Source organism: Acinetobacter terrae, assembly GCF_002135195.1.
Classification (GTDB): domain Bacteria; phylum Pseudomonadota; class Gammaproteobacteria; order Pseudomonadales; family Moraxellaceae; genus Acinetobacter; species Acinetobacter terrae.
This window is the reverse complement of sequence record NZ_NEGF01000006.1, coordinates 46,819-65,229: the sequence shown is the minus strand read 5'-3', so window position 1 is coordinate 65,229 and position 18,411 is coordinate 46,819. Positions and strand designations below refer to the sequence as shown.

Genomic DNA, 18,411 nt, shown 5'->3' with positions numbered 1-18,411 from the left:
TTAAAAGAGGAATGAAACACCTAAACCTGACTGGTAGCTTTTATCTTTGCCATTCAAGTCAACACCCACACTGGCATCCATTTGCACGCGGTCATTCAGTGCATAGATAACACCTGAACCCAGTGAATATTCATAATCTTCACTTTCTGCTTTACGATAAACCAATTCAGAAAAACCAGACCATTTATCCGCAATTTTATATTCAATGGTTGGGACAGCAGTCACTGCCCAATTACTGTTTTGGGCTTCGTAACGCATGGTGATTGAAGTGGTAATGAGATCAGACGCTTCATAAGCTACGGCAGAGCTCAGGCTGTAAATATCATCGTGATTGCTAAAGTTTTCATTGCCAGTCGCTAAAATAGCTTCAGCCAAAATGGCCATAGAAAGCTTGTCATCATCCAGATCAATGGCTTTTTTCACACCAATACTGACATCGCCCAAACCGTCTTCTTCAACAGACTGACCGGCACGTTTTACTTTAGTCCATGCTGGACCTTGCCATCCCAATTGCAACTCTAAGTCTTTGGCCAAACCGGTACGCAACAACATGTCGGCATTTAAAGTCACAGTTTTTTGTTTTTCACCCTCTACCGTACTTTCATTATAACTGACACTCGGTAAACCTTGTTCCCATGCCAGTTGACCGACTGGGGTAATGCCGGTACCGAAACCTGTCCCGGGACGGTCAAAGGAAAATTCAGCAGCCATAGTGTTCATACTGAAACCTGCCGCAACAATGAAACCTACTATTTTTACTGCTGACATTTTTTTCTCGCTAATTATGTTAATTCTTTGCTCATTTTAGCACCGTGACTGCGGAGCAATTCCAAGGTTTGTTTTTCTTCCACCAAGGCTTCTGACCAGTTAATTTCATCAAAATCACAATCAAAAAATAAATCGCTAATTGAAGATAAAATGGTTAGCCCTTCGTCATCCCTGCTATTTGGATCGACTTTTTCATCGAGTAAGCGTTTCACTGCTGGCACACAGGCAGCGCTGGCAGCGTCCCATAATGGACCATACAGTTCTTCGGCATCCCATAAATGTACATTGGCTTTAGCCTGAATAAGCGCTTCTAAAATTTCAATATGTACCGCCAAATTCTGTTGTTTTTCTTGTTCAGATAAGGGTGAACCTGCTTCATAGGCTTCACAAATTTGTTCCCACCATTTAAACAAACCGTCTGACCAGACAGAAATGACAGGACCTTTTTCCGGATCAATAAAATTAGGGTCGAGACCTTCTGCCAAAAGGCGTTGCACTTGAGCAAGATCGAGTTCTTCTATTGCTTGTACAAAGACTTGTTGTTGCGCTGTTAACATGGAGAAAGCTCTCTTCAATCAGTTTTAAACTATTATGCCCAATAAAAGCTGATTTGTTTTGGCTAAATGTATAACGAACATATTTATTATTCATTTTTCTTTTATAACATTTGCACATAAAAAAAGCTCCGAAGAGCTTTTTTTCCTATCCAATCAAGCAGGTTTCTGCCTAATCTTCTAAATCCTGTGCACCCTCGGTATCGTTGCTTTCAGCAAATGCCGGCACTGCAGCACGAGGGTCATCTAGTTTCTCAAATAAATGTTCCAGACTACGTTTTAAGCGGTCGATGGCTCCATGTATGGCAGTATCGATATTATGACCATGATGATTCACCACCACAGGTTTCAACCCTGCTGGACGCGCTTCAATCATGCAGTGAATATCATCTGCACCACCTTTGGCTGCATTTTCATCGCTAAAATGAACTGAAAAGTGAGTAATACGTTCGCTATGACGTTGGAATGCTGCATTCAGTTCTGCACGAACATAAGTAATTAAACGTTCACTATTTTGAATGTTTTTATCTGTACGGATTTCAATGTTCATATAATTTCATCCTCTTTTATTCACATCTTTTGTGCAAAACTTTTTATCTTGGCACGTTTAAACTTGCTGTAAAAACAGCGCGAAACATCTTCAAATTGGTTTGGAACGAATTCCTCCACATTGAACGATGAACACTTGTGAGTCTGCAGAATCGTGTCCTTATGCTTCGAATATAAGGGTCTAAGCGAAGCATATGCAAGTAGTATTTTGATATTTTTTTAATATACATATAGCAGTTATGTGATTCGACTTTATTTGCCAAGTTATTTGATAAATCTAATATTATTTTTTGTTGATCAAAAGTAACGGCTAAAATCATTTTAGCTTTTTTATCAGCCTATATTTTTTAAGTATCAAAAAGCTGTAGTCTAAATTTAACCTCAAAAATATCTTGGTGAATTACATTATTTTTGAGTCATTGATCAATTTTGGCTTTATTTTTACTTAAGAATCTGTATGCTTTGCTTGCTTCTCGGGGGAGATCTTTTTAATGAAACTTACACAAATTTTTGCAACATGTGCATTGGCTTCAACTGCTGCACTTACTCAAGCTGCGCCGGTATGGCAAGACTTCAGCGTGACTGGTCTTTATGGTGAAAACTATGAAGTTGTAGATGATCAGCAAACGACTATGACTGTTGAATATGCAGCTAAAGTAAAGTATGCAGATGTATTCTTCTTTGCTGACCGCTTGCGCGGTGGTGATGATAACAAATCAACTTATTTTGAATTATCACCTCGTTTAAGCCTGGGTGAAGTAACTGGTCAAAAACTTGCGTTTGGTCCAGTAAAAGACGTGTTGGTTTCTACGACTTGGGAAGCTAATAGTGCTAAAGAAAGTTATAATAACTTTGATAACTTCTTATACGGTGTAGGCTTCGATTTAGATATTCCATATTTCCAATATGCGAGTGTAAATTTCTATCGTGCCAATAATGAACTTCAAAAAGATGACTATCAAATGACACTCACTTATGGTGTGCCATTTAAATTAGGCTCTGAAGACTTCCTTGTTGATGGTTTCCTTGATTGGTCAACAGCAGAAGAAGATCACAAAAGTGAATTAAACTGGACCACTCAGTGGAAATGGAATGCTGGTAAACACATTTCTCCAGACACACGTTTATACCTCGGTATTGAACATTCAGTTTGGAACAACAAATTCGGTATTCCAAATGCTAATGAAAACAACGTAAGCGCATTGGTTAAATACCACTTCTAATACGTTTTGATCATCTTAAAAAAGCAAGGCTTCAGTCTTGCTTTTTTATTGCCCTAAAATGGAATTATTTCTAAAATAAAACCTCTATTTATTCATTCGGCATATGCAATGGACTTTCAAATACGTCCCGCTCAAATACAAGATCTAGAACAAATACTGAATATTTATAATGCTGAAATTCTAAATGGAACCGCGACTTGGAATGACAGAGAAAAGTCTTTAGATGATTTTCATCACTGGTTTAAAAATCTCATCGCTCAACAATTTCCTTTATTCGTTGCTGAAGATTTAGAGTCTAAACGCATTGCAGGCTACGCTGACTATTCTTTATTTCGCCAAATTCATGGCTTTAAACACACGGTTGAACATTCTGTGTTTATTCATCCAGACTTTACAAGACAAGGTTTAGGCAAAGCTTTAATGCTTAAATTGATTGAGCATGCAAAACAGCATCATATTCACGTCATGGTCGCTGCAATTGATCATGCAAATAAAGCATCCATTGTATTGCATGAAAAATTAGGCTTTAAGCAAACTGGTTATATGCCAGAAGTAGGACAAAAATTTGGACAATGGCGTGATTTAGTGTTGATGCAGCTGATACTAGATTAAGTATTAGGTTATTCAATCTTATGAAAGAATGCTTTAAATTTGTTTTTTACTGCTAAACAAATGATGTGTATGTGCTTTAATAATAAAAAATAATTTGAATAAACCATGTTTGGGACATTTAATGGCAAAATTTTTAAATACCAGTGCGACCAATTTCTTTTTGGAAGAACTCATCAAAAATGCAAAAGAACGACTTATTTTAATCAGCCCTTATCTGCGTTTAAATGATCGTATTAAAGAATTATTAGAAGACAAAAACCGTTTAAAAATTGATATTCGGATTGTTTATGGAAAAAGTGATTTACATCCCGATGAAATCAAATGGATGCAAAAACTCGATTATGTACGCCTGAGCTTTTGCAAAAACCTACATGCAAAATGCTATATGAATGAATCGGAATGTATTATTTCGAGTTTAAATCTCTATGAATTTAGCCAAGTAAATAACAATGAAATGGGCATTTTGATTCGTAAATATGAAGATGATGAAGTATTCAAAGATGCTTATGAAGAATCTCAGCGCATTATTCGCATCAGTGATGAACTTCGAATCTCGTTAGATGAAGTGAAAACAGAGCAAGTTCAAGTTGATGAAAAAAATGATGAGGACGCTGATAATTTAAGTAAATTAACTTCATCAAAATTAGCAGCAAAACATAAGTTGAAAACTGCCGATTTATTGGATAAGTTTGTCGAAAAAGGATTTTTAACACTCAATGAAAATGGCAAACATCTTCTCACAGAACAAGGCAAAGCCATGGGCGGAGAATTTAGGACTAGCCAATACGGTGGTTATTTTCTGTGGTCAGAAAGTTTAGACATCTAACAAAAAAGCCCGCATTCAGCGGGCTTTTAACAAGCAAATAGTGATTGAAAAATTACACCACCAAGTCAGCCAAATTACCTTTTTGCTCTAACCAATCTTTACGATCACCGGCACGCTTCTTGGCAAGCAACTTATCGAGCAGACCTGCGGTAAATTGCATGTCATCTAAATCGAGCTGCACCAGACGGCGAGTATCCGGATCTAAGGTCGTTTCACGAAGTTGACTGGCATTCATTTCACCCAAGCCTTTGAATCGGGTAATTTGCGGTGTTTTAGTCTTGGTTTTCTTCAGAATTGATTCTAATTCGTCTTCATCCAGTGCGTAATGGACGTCTTTACCATCGTCAATTCGGAATAATGGCGGCATCGCCACATACAAATGCCCTGCTTCTACCAAGGTCGGGAAATGTTTTACAAACAATGCGCACAATAATGTCGCAATATGCAAACCATCTGAATCGGCATCGGCAAGGATACATACTTTGCCATAACGTAATTCTGAAAGATCGTCACTGCCTGGATCCACACCAATCGCAATGGCAATATTATGTACTTCTTGAGAAGCCAAAACCTCATCGGAGGCCACTTCCCAGGTATTTAAAATTTTCCCGCGAATCGGCATGATTGCCTGGAAATTTTTATCGCGCGCCTGTTTCGCAGAACCACCTGCAGAATCTCCTTCCACAATAAACAGTTCAGATTCATCCAAACTATGTCCAACACAATCCGATAATTTCCCCGGCAAAGTTGGCCCGGCAACAATCTTTTTACGTTCAACTTTTTTAGCAGCTTTTAAACGACGACCGGCTTTGGCAATCATGATTTCAGCAATCTGCATGGCGGTATCAGAGTTTTGATTCAACCACAGCGCGAATGCATCTTTGGCAATATTCAGCACAATCGCAGAGGCTTCACGACTTGAAAGCCGTTCCTTGGTTTGACCTGAAAATTGTGGTTCCTGAAATTTTAAAGACAGAATGTAATTCACGCCATCCCAGACATCTTCCGCAGACAGCTTTAAATTACGCGGCAATAAATTACGCAGTTCACAGAACTCGCGCATCGCATCCGTGACACCGGAACGCAGACCGTTCACATGCGTACCGCCTTGCGCAGTGGGAATCAGGTTGACGTAACTTTCCTGAACCTGTTCGCCACCTTCAGCATTCCAGCAAATTGCAAATTCAGCACTGGCGCGTTCTGCTTCCCCTGTCGCCACAAAGGCAGGACATGGAATAATGTCACGGTCTTGCAATTCATCCATCAAATAGTCGACCAGACCATTTTCAAATTGCCATTCAATTTTTTCGTTATTAATTTGGTCGACATAAACAATTTGTAAGCCTGCCGCTAAAACGGCTTTGGCTTTTAAATTATGCTTTAACGCTTTTAAGGCAAATTTGGGTGAATCGAAATATTTTACATCTGGCCAAAAATGAACCGTAGTACCTGAGGCACGCTTGGGTGCTTTACCTTCCAACACCTCAAGTTGTGAAACTGGTTCACCATGCTCAAATGCCATTTTATAGACATTGCCTTGGCGCTGAACTTCAACTTCAACCCGGTTAGACAGCGCATTAACAACAGAAATACCCACACCATGCAAACCACCTGAAAACTGGTAGTTATCGGTGCTGAATTTGCCACCAGCATGCAATTTGGTCAGGATGATTTCAATCCCGCTTTGACCATATTCAGGGTGAATATCGACTGGCATCCCCCGACCGTTGTCTTCTACCGACAAAGAACCATCTTTATAGACCGTCACGGTGATTTTATTGGCATGTCCTGCAAGTGCCTCATCCACTGCATTATCAATTACTTCCTGTGCCAAATGGTTTGGACGAGTGGTATCGGTATACATCCCCGGACGACGACGGACCGGATCTAAACCAGATAAAACTTCAAGTGATTGAGCCGTATATTGAGACACGTTGTACTGTTTCCTTATTTTATACAATCCGATAAAAACTGTAATGCCATCGGTATTTTGTCTGCGAAATTGTCCATCGCATGCTTGCCATTCGCTTCAGTGATGATCATGGACTGATGTGAAGCATGGCTATAATAACGCTGTGCTTCACGATAATCCAAAACTTCGTCACCTTGTTGCAGTAACACTAAAATTTTGTCTGCATCGTGTACAAATGGCAGCGCCATCTGCTGTAGTTGATCAAGTTGTGTATGATCCAGAGTCCATTCGGCATTCACCACATAGGGAATGTGCTCGCTGCCAAATAAATCATGAAACAATTGCCATGGTCGCATAGCAGGATTAATTAAAACAGCCGGCACGCCATGTTTTGCGACCAGTTGTGTCGCATAAAAGCCTCCCAGACTGCTGCCAATGAGGACCACTTGATCTAAACTTGCAATCATATCCGAAACATAAGCCAAAACCTGTTGGGGTGGCATATTTAAATCAGGCAGATAAACCTGAAAATCGGTCTGCTGACAAAATGCTTTAATCTGTTGCCCTTTTATAGATAAGGCGCTGCTTTGAAATCCATGTAAATAAATAATGTTCATCGCTTTTTATTTCATATTAATTTAAATGAATCTGATTTATTCTAAAACGACAACCTTATTACCGCTTCGTTTTAATTTGCATTTTACAGGAATTGTCAGACAAAAAAATTACAACTAAAAGTCAATCATCGTTATTGTAAAAGCTGTTCGAGATGAACCCTATAAGATTAAAAGCTAAGAATTTATACCGTGATCTCAACAAAAAATAAAGTGCCTGCGGGACATGGTCAGCAAAAGGATAGGATAAAATGCCAAGTTTAACACCATTGCATGAAACCTATTGTAAATGGGATCGTACCCCACCCAGCCAAGCCGATGTATTAGAAGGTCTGGCTCAATTGGTCACGACCCGTTTAGGGGATGTCGTACAAGACCTGATACAGGTCATTCAACGCGAAATCATGATCAGCTTGTTTGGCATGAGCGAACAGCGCTCGAAAAAATTACAGCGAATTCCGTATATTGAAAAAATGTACCAGTTCTCCTACGATACTTTGCTCAATTCCGGTCTCTATGTACTTGCACCCAGTCTACGTCAAATTGTTGAAAAATATCCAAAACTCCATGATAGACCTCTCACACCATTACTGCACTTTTTAGTTGGTGTTCTAAACGGTTTACTGGGGGATTATTTATTAAAATATCAAAACCCGCTTGCCTTACCGATGGTGCTATACGACCACTATGGTGAACTGCAAAAAGGTGATCTATCCGGTCGGGTAGTGATCTTTGTACATGGTTTATGCATGTCCCATTTAAAATGGTCCAAACATCGATATGGCGGCATTGGTGAGAAGCTTTTGGCACAGCGTGACAATAACACCATGCTCTACCTCAACTACAACACCGGGCGTCGTATCTCTGCCAATGGCCGTAGTCTTTCCCATACCTTAGAAGATTTGGTTCGTCGCAACCCGCTGATTACCAGCATTGATTTAATTGGACATAGTATGGGGGGCTTAGTATTACGTAGCGCCTTATTTTATGCCAAACAAAACATGTACCCATGGGTACATCTGACAGAAAATTTGATCTGTTTAGGTTCACCGCATCATGGTGCCGTTTTGGAACGTTTTGGTTTTATCCTGCAGGATAAACTGGGACATTTCCCCTTTGTGAAAATCATTCGCCATATCGTCAATATTCGCAGTAACGGTATTTTGGATTTGCGTTATGGCAGCGTACGTGATGATGATTGGGAACATAATCATGCGCGAATCGGCGGTATGGATGACAATCGCAAACCTGCTCCCTTGCCTTCCCATATCAACACCTTTTTTGTTGCCGGTTCAATTGCGTATGAAAATAGAAAAAATCGTCCTTTAAATGTGCTGGGTGATTATCTGGTCAGTATTAAAAGTGCTTTAGGCGAACATCCAAATCCACGCTTTCAATTGAAAGTGCCTGAATCCCATAAAGCGATTTTCTATGGCTTAAATCATTTTGAACTTCACTATCACCCCAGTGTGGCTGAACAAATTGTGAAATGGCTTTATCCACCACAAAATGAGCAAGTGAAAGAACAGGTGCATGAATACAGGCTGAAATTGGAAGATTTGTCTGGTATTGCCCTAACTTAAATGGGTAATAAAAAAGCCAACTTAAAGTTGGCTTTTTTATGAAAATCTTTATTTCTTTTTGGCAGATTTTTGCGTTACAAACGGATATTTACGCAACAATTGCCACAAACTAATCACAGCAAGCACCGCAAAAAAAGCCAATGACCACACTGGAAGGGATTGCCCCAAGAAAGTCCAGTCCACTTTGGCACATTCACCTGAACCTGTCAGCACTTGTTCAAACACCGACTTTAATGGCAACGTTTCTACCCAGTAATCTAAGCCTGGACCACAACTTGGAACTTGATCGGGTGGCAAGTTTTGCAGCCAAACATGACGTGCTGCCACGCCTGCTGACCAAAGAATACTGATTGAACCCAACAAGGTATAAATACGTTTAACCGCATTTGAACTCGGGTTATGCAAAAAAGCGACCAGAGAAACAATCCCCAACCCAATCAGTCCAATGCGTTGAAATACACACAGCGGACAAGGTTCAAGCCCTTGTACATGCTCCAGATACAGCGCAAACGCCATTCCAATGACGCTGGCTAAAAACAAAAAACCACTCACGAAGCGATAACTCCATTGCATGGTGAATCCTCTTAATTTTATCGATAATCGGCAAGATATTGCTCAAAACTGAGACTGCTATCTTGCTCGAGTTGCTGTTGCTGTTGCAATGACTGCCCCGCTAAATCATCAAAATAAGACAATGTATCCGGGCTTAATTTATGCTGCTCATAGGTCGTTGCATGTTGTTGTGCCATGAAACTACCAAAGCTCCATGTGCCGCCATTTTCTAAAGTATCGGCAATCACTTGAGCAGACAGGGTTTCATCCACTTCATCAATACGTTTCAGCATGACAGTCAATGCGGCTGAATACATGTCTGTACTATAGGTCGCATCCAGTAAATCAGCCAAAGGTTGCATTTCTGTGACCTGAGCACGTGACCAGTCTTCAATGGCATGTTCACCCGTTGCATCAATAATCAATGCATTTGGCGCACGACCACGATTGACCACTTCCGCCTGATTGCGCTCAATCTGTTCTTGTTCTTGATCCAGTAATTCTGGGCTATCTTGTAATAAACAATGCAGTGCCAACACTTCCAGGAAAGCCGCTGTGTGTTCATCGATCCCAATCGGGCTATATGGATTGACATCAACCGCACGCAATTCAACATAGCTTACTCCGCGATTTTCAAGCGCTTCAGATGGGGTTTCCCCAGCTTGAGGCACCTGTTTCGGACGGACTAAGCTGTAGTATTCATTTTCAATTTGCAGCACATGGTCATTAATTTGAATTGGCTCACCCTGTTCATCAGTTAAACCTAAACGGCTAAACGGTGCATACGGGGTTTTTACTGCTTTTTTCAAGCCTTCTAAATAGCCAGACAGACTATTGTAGTGAATGCCCAATTGTTTCTGTGCAGAATTCTGATAACCAAAGTTGCCCATACGCAGTGCTGTCGCATAGGGAAGGAACAAAGTTCCTTTTAATAATGGCAATAAATGATGTTCACGCCCGATCATAAAACATTGACACACTGAAGGACTGGCACCGACCAAGAACATCACCAATGGGGTTAAACGAATAAAGTTACGAATTAAACCAAAGTAACGATGACTGCGATAATCCTGTAAATTTAAACTTTTTAAAGCTTCATCGCTTTCATGCTGTTGCAGCGCTTCAAAAACTTGATCAGGGAAAGATAAATTATAATGTACCCCTGAAATGGTCTGCATGCGACGACCATAACGCACGCCTAAACCACGACGATATAAAGTCTTAAAGCGACCGACATTAGACGTGCCATATTGGGCTAAACGAATACTGTCTTCGTCATCATCGAGCATACATGGCATCGACAATGGCCAGAGCTTTTCACCATTTTCCAAATGACGATGGGCAATGGCATGAATATCTTCTAAATAATCTAATGCTTTTTCAATGCTGTCTTGCGGAGGAGTAATAAACTCCATCAAGGCTTCAGAATAATCCGTAGTGATGTGCGGATGTGTTAAAGCCGACCCGAGTGCTTTTGGATGCGATGCTTGCGACAAAAAACCATTGCTTTGCATACGCAGGCTTTCGCGCTCAATACCGCGCAACATGCCTTTAAACAGCGAAGAATCCACCCAAGCTGGTAATACAACTTGAGAGGTCGATTCGGGTTGACTCATTACAATCTCGCTTATCGGAAGATAACTAATAAAATAAAATCATCAGTTTATATCAGTATAACGTGATTTGGGACTGTCACATTACACCCTGTATAGTTTTCAAGCAAAATGTCGATTTTATTTCTGGCAAATTTTTATCACAAAGTTACTCTATAAGACACCTACATTTTGTGATTGTATTGAATAATAAGTGCTAAGGAATTGTAAATATTATGAATTATCGGGATATTTTGGACTTTTGGTTTAATCCGGAAACACAACCCTTATGGTTTGAAAAAAGTGATGATTTTGATGCATTAATTAATCAAAAGTTTCGAAATATTCACCAGCAAGCTGCACAAGCCGAGCTTTGGTCCTGGCGCAAAACTGCAGAAGGCCGCTTGGCTGAAATTATTGTACTGGACCAGTTTTCGCGTAATTTGTTCAGGGATCAACCGCAAGCCTTTGCCCAAGATGCTTTAGCCCTGACGCTTGCCCAAGAAGCCATTAGCCTGGATTTAGATAAACAATTAAGTCCAGAACAACGTGCGTTTTTATACATGCCCTTTATGCACAGTGAATCGAAATTGATTCATGAATTCGCGTTAAAATTATTTCAGCGACTGGGTAATCCGATGAATCTGGATTACGAAAAAATGCATAAAGCCATTATTGACCGTTTCGGGCGCTATCCGCACCGTAATCAAATTTTAGCGCGTCCCTCGACTGCAGAAGAGCTCGAATTTTTAACCCAACCCAACAGCAGTTTCTAAAAATTTATTGTGTCTCCTCCCTCACACAGTAAATTGTATGGAGGTTTAACATGAAGAACAGCATTATGGGTTTGAGCATGGTAGTGGCAATTGCCCTATCTGGCTGTGCAACCACACCTTCAAAACCGCTGACTTTTGACCAATTGGGTCAATTCAGCAACACGCCTTTAAATGCGCAATCCTATCGCATCAGCTTCCAGGCCCGTCCCAATATGAGTTTTGGTACAGCGGAAGAAATCACTCTGGTTAAAGCCGCTCAAACCACGGTACAAAACGGTTTCCGTTATTTTAAAGTTTTGAATGATCCGAGTAATCGTAACCAGCCACCTCGCCAAGCGGTGGTCTACTCAACTCCAATGTACTATCCATACGGCTATTATCGTCGTTACCCGGGTTTCTGGCCTGACCCATTTTATGATATGCCACGTGTAGTCAATATTGACCCGGTACAAGTTTCCTATACGATTGAATGTTATAAAGATCAGAAAAAAGCACCCGGTGATGCCTTTGATGCCTATTTGATTTTACAATCTTTAGGACCAAAATATGGACTCAGTCCGACTGGACAAGTCTTGGCACCGCCCGTGCCAGCCAAAACAAAATAACCATGCGCCACACATAAACAGGAATACTGCATGACCACAGCGGAAGCGACCACCACTCCTAGTTTGCAACGCAGTAAACGCTTTGCCACCATTGCATTAATCATGGCTGTTGTAACATGGTTAATGCTGATGGTGGTTGCCAAGCTGATTCCTGAATATGTGTGGTTGATTCATATTCTCATGCTCGGTGCTGAAGCGGGTGTGGTGGGTGGCTTAGCGGACTGGTATGCCATTACCGTACTATTTCGCAACCCGTTTGGGAAAATGCCGATTCCTAAATTCATGCGTGATCACACCGAAATTATTCCGCGCAATAAAGCGCGAATAGCCGAGTCGATGGGCCGTTTTGTACAAGAAAACTTTTTATCGCCACAAGTGGTCGAGAAAAGTCTACAAAGCACCGACCTCAGCCTTGCTGTCGGGCAATGGCTAGCCAAAGCTGAAAATAACGCTCAAGTCACGCAAGTCATTCAGCAAACTGTGCCGAAAATTTTTGAATTTGTGGGACAGGAACAAATTGGACGCTTTATTCAAAATAATAGCGTGCAATGGGTTCGTAACACCCAAATCAATACCTTGGCCAGTGAAATGCTGCGCGCGGTGCTGGAAAATGACTTTCATCAGGATGTATTACAACGCGGACTCGATTTAGCCCATGAATGGGTGATGTCTCATCCCGAAGAAACCCGTCAACTCACCCGCACGTTGTTCAAAGAATTAGGAGTATGGAAACTGGCGAAAGGCGCAAGCTGGATTGGCATTGATGTACAGCAACGCACCATTGATTCACTAGTTGAACGCGTTGAATCGATGCTTGCCGACCCGCAGCATCCTTGGCGTCAAAAAATTGAAGACATGGGACATCAGCTGATGCTGGAACTGGCAGATGATGAAAGTAGTGCCAGTCACCGCTTAAATAGCACCAAAGATGCCTTGCTAGATAGTCCACAAGTGCTGAATTTTATTAGCGGTGCGGTAGTCATTCTCTGTGATGCGATTGAAGCCGATTTACGCAAAGCAGATTCAGGCATTGCACAAAACCTACGTGTGGCGATCCAGCAAGTAGGTGAAAATATCATTTCTAACCCTGCTGTACGTCAGTTACTGAATGACCGTATGAGCGGGATAGCAGTTAATTTGAGTGACCAGTACAGTGAAAAAGTCATTCGTTTTATCAGCGAACGAATTCACGAATGGGATTCGCGGGAAATGATCGACAAAATTGAAAATGAAGTCGGTGGCGACTTACACATGATCCGCGTCAATGGCGTGGTCGTGGGTGCATTTATTGGTTTGGTGCTCGGGATTATTCGTGCTTTGGTCGATGTGGTGCTTTAAAGACCTGTTTAAGATCAATAAAGCCTACACATACAAGCAACAAGTATGGAGTAAAAATTGATTTACTTCGGTGGATTCACAGCAGACATATCTACCAGTTTACCTGTCAATTTACGTACAAAAGGTAGTAGTGTTAATACAATTGGAAAAGCAAAAGCCCAAGAAATCATCCAGTTGTGGAACCATAAATTTATAAAACCGTCGATCCAACCCAGATTACGCAGCATATTAATCAAGGAAATAATGCCACTCATCAGGCAAGATAAAATAAACGGCATCACCACCATGGCCCATTTTGCTGGAAGTTTGGGAATATTGCCGATAATCGTTGGACGTTCAGGTTGCATATCGTCTGTTCTGTTCATTCCTTTAAGCCCTCCAATATGCCATAAATCATGCTTTTTGGGATCTTTTCCTTGTTTTATCTCCTGCACCTTTAGGTAGACTGTCGGACAAGATTCATTCAATACAAATGGGTTTACCTAAAGACGGTGAAATTTGCTATATTTACTGTTTTTCCGCGACGTTTATTTTTCGACTGATTATGAATACGGCAATCCAAGCAGCTCTCGATCATGCAGTGCAATCTCTTCAAGCTGAAGGTGTACTCCCATCCGACTTTAATAACAGTGGTAACTTAACGCGAACCAAAGACCGAACTCACGGCGACTTCGCATCAAACATCGCAATGATGGGTTCTAAAGCTGCGGGCATGAAGCCTCGTGATCTAGCGGAAAAAATCCTCGCCAGCCTTCCTGAAGTTGCCGATATCAGCAAAGCAGAGATTGCAGGTCCTGGCTTTATTAATTTCTTTTTAAATGCCGACCAACGCTTTACTGTCCTTGATCAGATTCAGGCGCAAAAAGATCAGTTCGGTCGTACCCAAGCCAATGCTGAAAAACGCATCCAAGTGGAATTTGTTTCAGCTAACCCGACTTCAAGCCTGCACGTAGGTCATGGTCGTGGTGCAGCGTATGGTATGACGGTTGCCAACTTGCTTGAAGCAACGGGTGCAAAAGTTGATCGTGAATATTATGTCAATGATGCCGGCCGTCAAATGGACATTCTGGCAACTTCAACCTACTTACGTTATTTGGAATTAACCGGTCAAGAATTGGTATTCCCTAAAAATGCCTATCAAGGCGACTACGTTAAAGAAATTGCACAAAGCATTATCGACAAAGATGGCGATGCTTATGTACGCCCTGTTGCTGATGTCTATAAAGATGTACCTGAAGATGTGCAATTTGCAGCGGAGCTTGATGCAGATGGCAACAAAGTTGTACTTTCAGGCGATAAAGAAAAACACATCGATGGCTTAATTCATAATTCGCAAAACCTGATTGGCACAGGCTATCGCGTGTTCCATCAAGCGGCATTAAAAGCCATTCTTGATGATATTAAAGATGACTTGGGTGAATTTGGCGTCACTTTCCACCAATGGTTTAGCGAAGCTTCTTTAACTGAAAAAATTGATGAAGCCTTAGAAACTTTAGATCAACGTGGCTTCTTATACGAACAAGACGGTAACATCTGGTTTAAATCGACTGAATTTGGCGATGAAAAAGACCGTGTAGTCAAACGCCGTAATGGTCAAACCACGTATTTCGCATCTGACATTGCTTACCATTTAAATAAATTACAACGTGGTTATACCGATATCGTGGATATCTGGGGTTCAGACCACCACGGTTATATTGCACGTGTAAAAGCTGCGATTGATGCATTGGGTTATGACTCTAAAAAATTGACTGTGCTTCTTGTTCAGTTCGTCAGCCTATGGCGTGGCGGCGAGATGGTGCAAATGTCATCTCGTTCAGGTCAGTTTGTGACTTTGCGTGACCTTCGTAAAGAAGTGGGTAATGATGCAGCGCGTTTCTATTATGTGATGCGTAAATCTGAACAGCACATTGACTTTGACCTTGACCTTGCAGTGTCACAAAGCAAAGACAATGCGGTGTACTACATTCAGTATGCCCATGCACGTATTTGTCGTATGCTTGAAAAAGCAGCATCTACCGATGTTAATTTTAATGCCGTGAATGCACGTCAATTTGCAGTAAGACTTGATCTTGATGCTGAAACTGAAATTTTAGCCAAACTTGCCGCGTATCCTGAAATTGTGATTCGTGCAGCGAACAGTTTTGAGCCGCATCAAGTCGGGAACTATCTGAAAGAATTGGCAGCATTATTCCATGGTTGGTATAATGAGCATAAAGTACTCAATGATGATGCTGACCTTACGCAAGCACGTTTACTCCTTTCAGTAAATGTACAACAAGTCTTACGTAATGGTTTAGAATTATTAGGCGTATCTGCCCCTACATCCATGTAATTAAAATAAAAGGAAGTCCACGTGTTTGGAAAAACGCAACGCGGTGTATCTGAGCGACCGAATAAGCCTAAAAAGCCATTGATTCCGGCATGGCTTGGAACACTTGTCGTCATTTTAATCGTGCTGAGTTTTGCTGTAGCGTTGATGCTATGGAAACCGTGGGCACCTGTTCAGCCGAAGAATCAGATTAATTCTGAACATTACCAAGAAGACACCAACAAAGATTATCGTTTCTACGATTTATTGCCTCAACAACAAGTCACGCCTATTCCTGATCAGGCTGTGCCTGAAACTAAAAACTCAGAAACTGTCGTGATTGTTGAAGCGCCTGAAGAAAAACCGACGATTAACACTGAAGCCACTGAGCCCGGTCTTGAAACTACTGAAGCACCAGTTGCCCATCAGCCAAGTTATATTCTTCAAGTTCGTAGCTATTCTGATCCAGATAGTGCCGATGCTCGTCGCGCTGAAATTATTTTGAATGGTTTATCTGCCGATGTGGTTAAATCGGTTGAAAATGGTCAAACTTGGTATCGGGTGATTTCCGGTCCTTATGATTCTGCTGATGCGGCATTGATTGCACAACAAACCTTACAGCGCAGCGGAATTGATTCTATTGTGGTCAAACGCTAATTTAGAAGATGAAATTATTATAGAACGTAAAAAAGCGCCTCAAATGAGGCGCTTTTTTATGCTTTGTGCTTCCCCCTTTAATAAAGGGGGAATGAGGGGGATTTACTGATAAAAGTAAATTCTTTAAATCCCTCCAACCTCCCTTTAAAAAAGGGAGGCTAAAAGCATTTAAACCGTATGCCCCAAAGCTTCACCCATCACTACAGTTGAGTTGGCTTTGAATGCTGCATCCCACTGCATTTTATCTTGTTCAAATAAAATCACGGCTGTTGAACCTAGATAGAAACGACCCAGCTCTGCACCTTTTTCAAGGAACAGGTTGTGCTGGTTGAGTTCCAGACGACCTGTTGGTTTAACCTTACCTGTCGCAACTGTTTCAATACCCGCAACAATCATGGCACCGACTAAAACTACAGCCATACGACCGAGTTCAGTATCAAACAGACACACCATACGTTCATTACGTGCAAACAAACCCGGAATATTTTCCGCAGTCGTTTGATTCACCGAGAACAATTCGCCTGGTACATATAAAGTTTCAGTTAAGGTTCCCGCAAAAGGCATATGCACGCGGTGATAATCTTTAGGTGATAAATACACGGTTGCGAACTGACCATTTTTAAACGGTTCAGCCAGTTGTGGATCGGCAATTAATTTTTCAACTGAAAAACTTTGACCTTTGGCCTGAAAAATATCGCCATCTTCAATTTTGCCCAATTGTGAAATTGCACCATCCGCAGGTGAAACCACACTGTTAGGATTGGTATCAATCGCACGTACACCGTCTTTTAATGAACGGGTAAAGAATTCATTGAACGACTTATATTTCAATGCATCGCCTTGTTCAGCAATCGACATATCAATGCCATATTGAGCTTTAAAAGCCTGAATGACAGTATTTTTGACAATCGGGTTTTCACTGGCTGCGAGTTTCCCCACCACACGTGATAATTGGTGTTGTGGCACAACACGTTGTGCTTGAATAAATAATTGTTTTTTTAAACGTGATGCGAAACTCAAGACGGTAACTCTCCGGTAATAATCGGACTGTCGAGGCGGTTGCCCCATTCACTCCACGCACCATCATAAGCTTGAATATTCCAACCGAGTAATCGACCCAAGATATAAGCCAAACCTGAACGGTGATGTGACTGACAATAGACCACTACAGGTTCGTTTAAATTGAATCCCAATTGTTCCAAGCGTTGTTGAGTGCGTTCTAAGGGATGTAATTTTAAATGATTTTCACGATTAAGGGCAGTACTCCATTCAAAATGTCGGGCATTTGGAATGTGACCGCCGCGTCGCGCTGCAAGTCGAAGTCCGGTGTATTCATCTTCAGTACGGCAATCCCACACTTGGGTTGTATTGTTTTGAACTTTTTCAAGAAGTTGTGGGTATTCAATACGGTAGCGATCGATTTGAGCCTGATTAATTTCAACCAAATTGTCAACCGGGGCTAATTTTTCGACCTCTGAAGAAGTTGGAAAACCCGCAGCCAACCAGGCATGAATACCACCATTCAGTAAACTGGTATTTTCAAAACCAAGGCAATGCAAATTCCAGATCAGGCGTCCTGCCCATGCCCCACCTTCATCATCATAGGCGACAACATGATGGTCTGGAGAAATATTCAGATATTCAATCAATGCTTTCAAGCCATCAATATCGGGAAGCAAACCTGAAGCTTGTTCTTCTTGGCGAACCAGCTGCTTAGGTTTGACATGAATCGCATGCGGAATATGCAATTGATCATAAACAGAACTACGGCTTAAATCGACAATACGTAATTTCTCATTACCCAGATGTGGCAAGAGGTCTTCTGCTTCAATGAGCAGACCAAAATTAAATGCAGGAACAGTCATACTTTTTCGAGTTTTATTTAGATCAACATTGCTGATCTTAGCACAACTCATTTTCACTATTATGCTGATTTTTT

Annotated in this window: 19 protein-coding genes; 9 read left to right on the top strand and 10 right to left on the bottom strand. The window is 41.3% G+C overall.

Translation table 11 applies throughout. The features are described from left to right. From B9T23_RS08460 to B9T23_RS08450, 3 genes are all read right to left on the bottom strand, one after another. Positions 1 to 768: a transporter gene (locus tag B9T23_RS08460; RefSeq protein ID WP_086193791.1), complete on the bottom strand. Its 768-nt coding sequence runs from the start codon at positions 766 to 768 to the stop codon at positions 1 to 3. 14 nt (positions 769 to 782) lie between these two features. Continuing rightward, positions 783 to 1,325 (bottom strand): ankyrin repeat domain-containing protein, encoded by a 543-nt coding sequence (locus tag B9T23_RS08455; protein ID WP_086193790.1) that lies wholly within the window; start codon positions 1,323 to 1,325, stop codon positions 783 to 785. 169 nt (positions 1,326 to 1,494) lie between these two features. After that, on the bottom strand, positions 1,495 to 1,872 hold the full coding sequence (locus B9T23_RS08450) for an HPF/RaiA family ribosome-associated protein (RefSeq protein ID WP_086193789.1): 378 nt from the start codon (positions 1,870 to 1,872) through the stop codon (positions 1,495 to 1,497). A gap of 490 nt (positions 1,873 to 2,362) precedes the next feature. Between B9T23_RS08450 and B9T23_RS08445 the strand changes: the two genes are divergently transcribed. The 3 genes from B9T23_RS08445 (at position 2,363) to B9T23_RS08435 (ending at position 4,532) form a co-directional block, all read left to right on the top strand. Next, entirely contained in the window at positions 2,363 to 3,094 is a 732-nt protein-coding gene (locus B9T23_RS08445; protein WP_086193788.1) for an outer membrane protein OmpK, read from the top strand. A gap of 108 nt (positions 3,095 to 3,202) precedes the next feature. After that, the gene (locus B9T23_RS08440) at positions 3,203 to 3,706 is read left to right on the top strand and encodes a GNAT family N-acetyltransferase (protein ID WP_086193787.1); all 504 of its coding nucleotides are present in this window, start codon (positions 3,203 to 3,205) and stop codon (positions 3,704 to 3,706) included. Positions 3,707 to 3,827: 121 nt separating this feature from the next. After that, a complete protein-coding gene (locus B9T23_RS08435; RefSeq protein WP_086193786.1) occupies positions 3,828 to 4,532 on the top strand; it encodes a phospholipase D family protein in 705 nt (234 codons plus the stop codon). Between the two features lie 52 nt (positions 4,533 to 4,584). On the opposite strand, the gene parE is transcribed toward B9T23_RS08435, so the two are convergent. Further along, entirely contained in the window at positions 4,585 to 6,465 is a 1,881-nt protein-coding gene (gene parE / locus B9T23_RS08430; RefSeq protein WP_086193785.1) for a DNA topoisomerase IV subunit B, read from the bottom strand. A gap of 14 nt (positions 6,466 to 6,479) precedes the next feature. Then, positions 6,480 to 7,061 carry a YqiA/YcfP family alpha/beta fold hydrolase gene (locus B9T23_RS08425; RefSeq protein ID WP_086193784.1) on the bottom strand — a complete coding sequence of 194 codons (582 nt, stop codon included), beginning with the start codon at positions 7,059 to 7,061 and terminating at the stop codon, positions 6,480 to 6,482. Between the two features lie 248 nt (positions 7,062 to 7,309). On the opposite strand from B9T23_RS08425, the gene B9T23_RS08420 reads away from it, so the two are divergent. After that, positions 7,310 to 8,641, top strand: coding sequence for a PGAP1-like alpha/beta domain-containing protein (locus tag B9T23_RS08420; RefSeq protein WP_086193783.1), 1,332 nt, complete (start codon positions 7,310 to 7,312; stop codon positions 8,639 to 8,641). A gap of 48 nt (positions 8,642 to 8,689) precedes the next feature. Here the strand turns inward: B9T23_RS08420 and B9T23_RS08415 are convergent, their stop codons facing one another. Both B9T23_RS08415 and gshA read right to left on the bottom strand, forming a co-directional pair. Further along, positions 8,690 to 9,214 carry a disulfide bond formation protein B gene (locus tag B9T23_RS08415; protein ID WP_086193782.1) on the bottom strand — a complete coding sequence of 175 codons (525 nt, stop codon included), beginning with the start codon at positions 9,212 to 9,214 and terminating at the stop codon, positions 8,690 to 8,692. Positions 9,215 to 9,231: 17 nt separating this feature from the next. Next, positions 9,232 to 10,809 carry a glutamate--cysteine ligase gene (gene gshA / locus B9T23_RS08410; protein WP_086193781.1) on the bottom strand — a complete coding sequence of 526 codons (1,578 nt, stop codon included), beginning with the start codon at positions 10,807 to 10,809 and terminating at the stop codon, positions 9,232 to 9,234. A gap of 212 nt (positions 10,810 to 11,021) precedes the next feature. On the opposite strand from gshA, the gene B9T23_RS08405 reads away from it, so the two are divergent. From B9T23_RS08405 to B9T23_RS08395, 3 genes are read left to right on the top strand one after another with little or no spacing between them, the layout of a single operon-like run. Further along, positions 11,022 to 11,561 (top strand): DUF924 family protein, encoded by a 540-nt coding sequence (locus B9T23_RS08405; protein WP_086193780.1) that lies wholly within the window; start codon positions 11,022 to 11,024, stop codon positions 11,559 to 11,561. Positions 11,562 to 11,611: 50 nt separating this feature from the next. Next, entirely contained in the window at positions 11,612 to 12,166 is a 555-nt protein-coding gene (locus B9T23_RS08400; RefSeq protein WP_086193779.1) for a CC0125/CC1285 family lipoprotein, read from the top strand. A gap of 30 nt (positions 12,167 to 12,196) precedes the next feature. Continuing rightward, positions 12,197 to 13,504, top strand: coding sequence for a DUF445 domain-containing protein (locus B9T23_RS08395; RefSeq protein WP_086193778.1), 1,308 nt, complete (start codon positions 12,197 to 12,199; stop codon positions 13,502 to 13,504). A gap of 62 nt (positions 13,505 to 13,566) precedes the next feature. On the opposite strand, the gene B9T23_RS08390 is transcribed toward B9T23_RS08395, so the two are convergent. Continuing rightward, positions 13,567 to 13,851, bottom strand: coding sequence for a DUF2798 domain-containing protein (locus B9T23_RS08390; protein ID WP_086193777.1), 285 nt, complete (start codon positions 13,849 to 13,851; stop codon positions 13,567 to 13,569). Between the two features lie 197 nt (positions 13,852 to 14,048). Between B9T23_RS08390 and argS the strand changes: the two genes are divergently transcribed. Continuing rightward, positions 14,049 to 15,839 (top strand): arginine--tRNA ligase, encoded by a 1,791-nt coding sequence (gene argS / locus B9T23_RS08385; RefSeq protein WP_086193884.1) that lies wholly within the window; start codon positions 14,049 to 14,051, stop codon positions 15,837 to 15,839. A gap of 21 nt (positions 15,840 to 15,860) precedes the next feature. Beyond that, entirely contained in the window at positions 15,861 to 16,472 is a 612-nt protein-coding gene (locus B9T23_RS08380) for an SPOR domain-containing protein (RefSeq protein ID WP_067725364.1), read from the top strand. Positions 16,473 to 16,640: 168 nt separating this feature from the next. Here the strand turns inward: B9T23_RS08380 and asd are convergent, their stop codons facing one another. Both asd and B9T23_RS08370 read right to left on the bottom strand, forming a co-directional pair. Beyond that, positions 16,641 to 17,492, bottom strand: a complete 852-nt coding sequence (gene asd / locus B9T23_RS08375) for an archaetidylserine decarboxylase (protein ID WP_086193776.1) — start codon at positions 17,490 to 17,492, stop codon at positions 16,641 to 16,643. Beyond that, positions 17,489 to 18,337: a sulfurtransferase gene (locus B9T23_RS08370; RefSeq protein ID WP_086193775.1), complete on the bottom strand. Its 849-nt coding sequence runs from the start codon at positions 18,335 to 18,337 to the stop codon at positions 17,489 to 17,491. The genes asd and B9T23_RS08370 overlap by 4 nt, the downstream gene beginning before the upstream one ends. Positions 18,338 to 18,411 lie beyond the last annotated feature (74 nt).

Bases quoted from the DNA above. Each gene is read 5' to 3' on its own strand.
- B9T23_RS08460 (WP_086193791.1), bottom strand. From the start codon at position 768: ATGTCAGCAGTAAAAATAGTAGGTTTCATTGTTGCGGCAGGTTTCAGT.
- B9T23_RS08455 (WP_086193790.1), bottom strand. From the start codon at position 1,325: ATGTTAACAGCGCAACAACAAGTCTTTGTACAAGCAATAGAAGAACTC.
- B9T23_RS08450 (WP_086193789.1), bottom strand. From the start codon at position 1,872: ATGAACATTGAAATCCGTACAGATAAAAACATTCAAAATAGTGAACGT.
- B9T23_RS08445 (WP_086193788.1), top strand. From the start codon at position 2,363: ATGAAACTTACACAAATTTTTGCAACATGTGCATTGGCTTCAACTGCT.
- B9T23_RS08440 (WP_086193787.1), top strand. From the start codon at position 3,203: ATGGACTTTCAAATACGTCCCGCTCAAATACAAGATCTAGAACAAATA.
- B9T23_RS08435 (WP_086193786.1), top strand. From the start codon at position 3,828: ATGGCAAAATTTTTAAATACCAGTGCGACCAATTTCTTTTTGGAAGAA.
- B9T23_RS08425 (WP_086193784.1), bottom strand. From the start codon at position 7,061: ATGAACATTATTTATTTACATGGATTTCAAAGCAGCGCCTTATCTATA.
- B9T23_RS08420 (WP_086193783.1), top strand. From the start codon at position 7,310: ATGCCAAGTTTAACACCATTGCATGAAACCTATTGTAAATGGGATCGT.
- B9T23_RS08415 (WP_086193782.1), bottom strand. From the start codon at position 9,214: ATGCAATGGAGTTATCGCTTCGTGAGTGGTTTTTTGTTTTTAGCCAGC.
- gshA (WP_086193781.1), bottom strand. From the start codon at position 10,809: ATGAGTCAACCCGAATCGACCTCTCAAGTTGTATTACCAGCTTGGGTG.
- B9T23_RS08405 (WP_086193780.1), top strand. From the start codon at position 11,022: ATGAATTATCGGGATATTTTGGACTTTTGGTTTAATCCGGAAACACAA.
- B9T23_RS08400 (WP_086193779.1), top strand. From the start codon at position 11,612: ATGAAGAACAGCATTATGGGTTTGAGCATGGTAGTGGCAATTGCCCTA.
- B9T23_RS08395 (WP_086193778.1), top strand. From the start codon at position 12,197: ATGACCACAGCGGAAGCGACCACCACTCCTAGTTTGCAACGCAGTAAA.
- B9T23_RS08390 (WP_086193777.1), bottom strand. From the start codon at position 13,851: ATGCAACCTGAACGTCCAACGATTATCGGCAATATTCCCAAACTTCCA.
- argS (WP_086193884.1), top strand. From the start codon at position 14,049: ATGAATACGGCAATCCAAGCAGCTCTCGATCATGCAGTGCAATCTCTT.
- B9T23_RS08370 (WP_086193775.1), bottom strand. From the start codon at position 18,337: ATGACTGTTCCTGCATTTAATTTTGGTCTGCTCATTGAAGCAGAAGAC.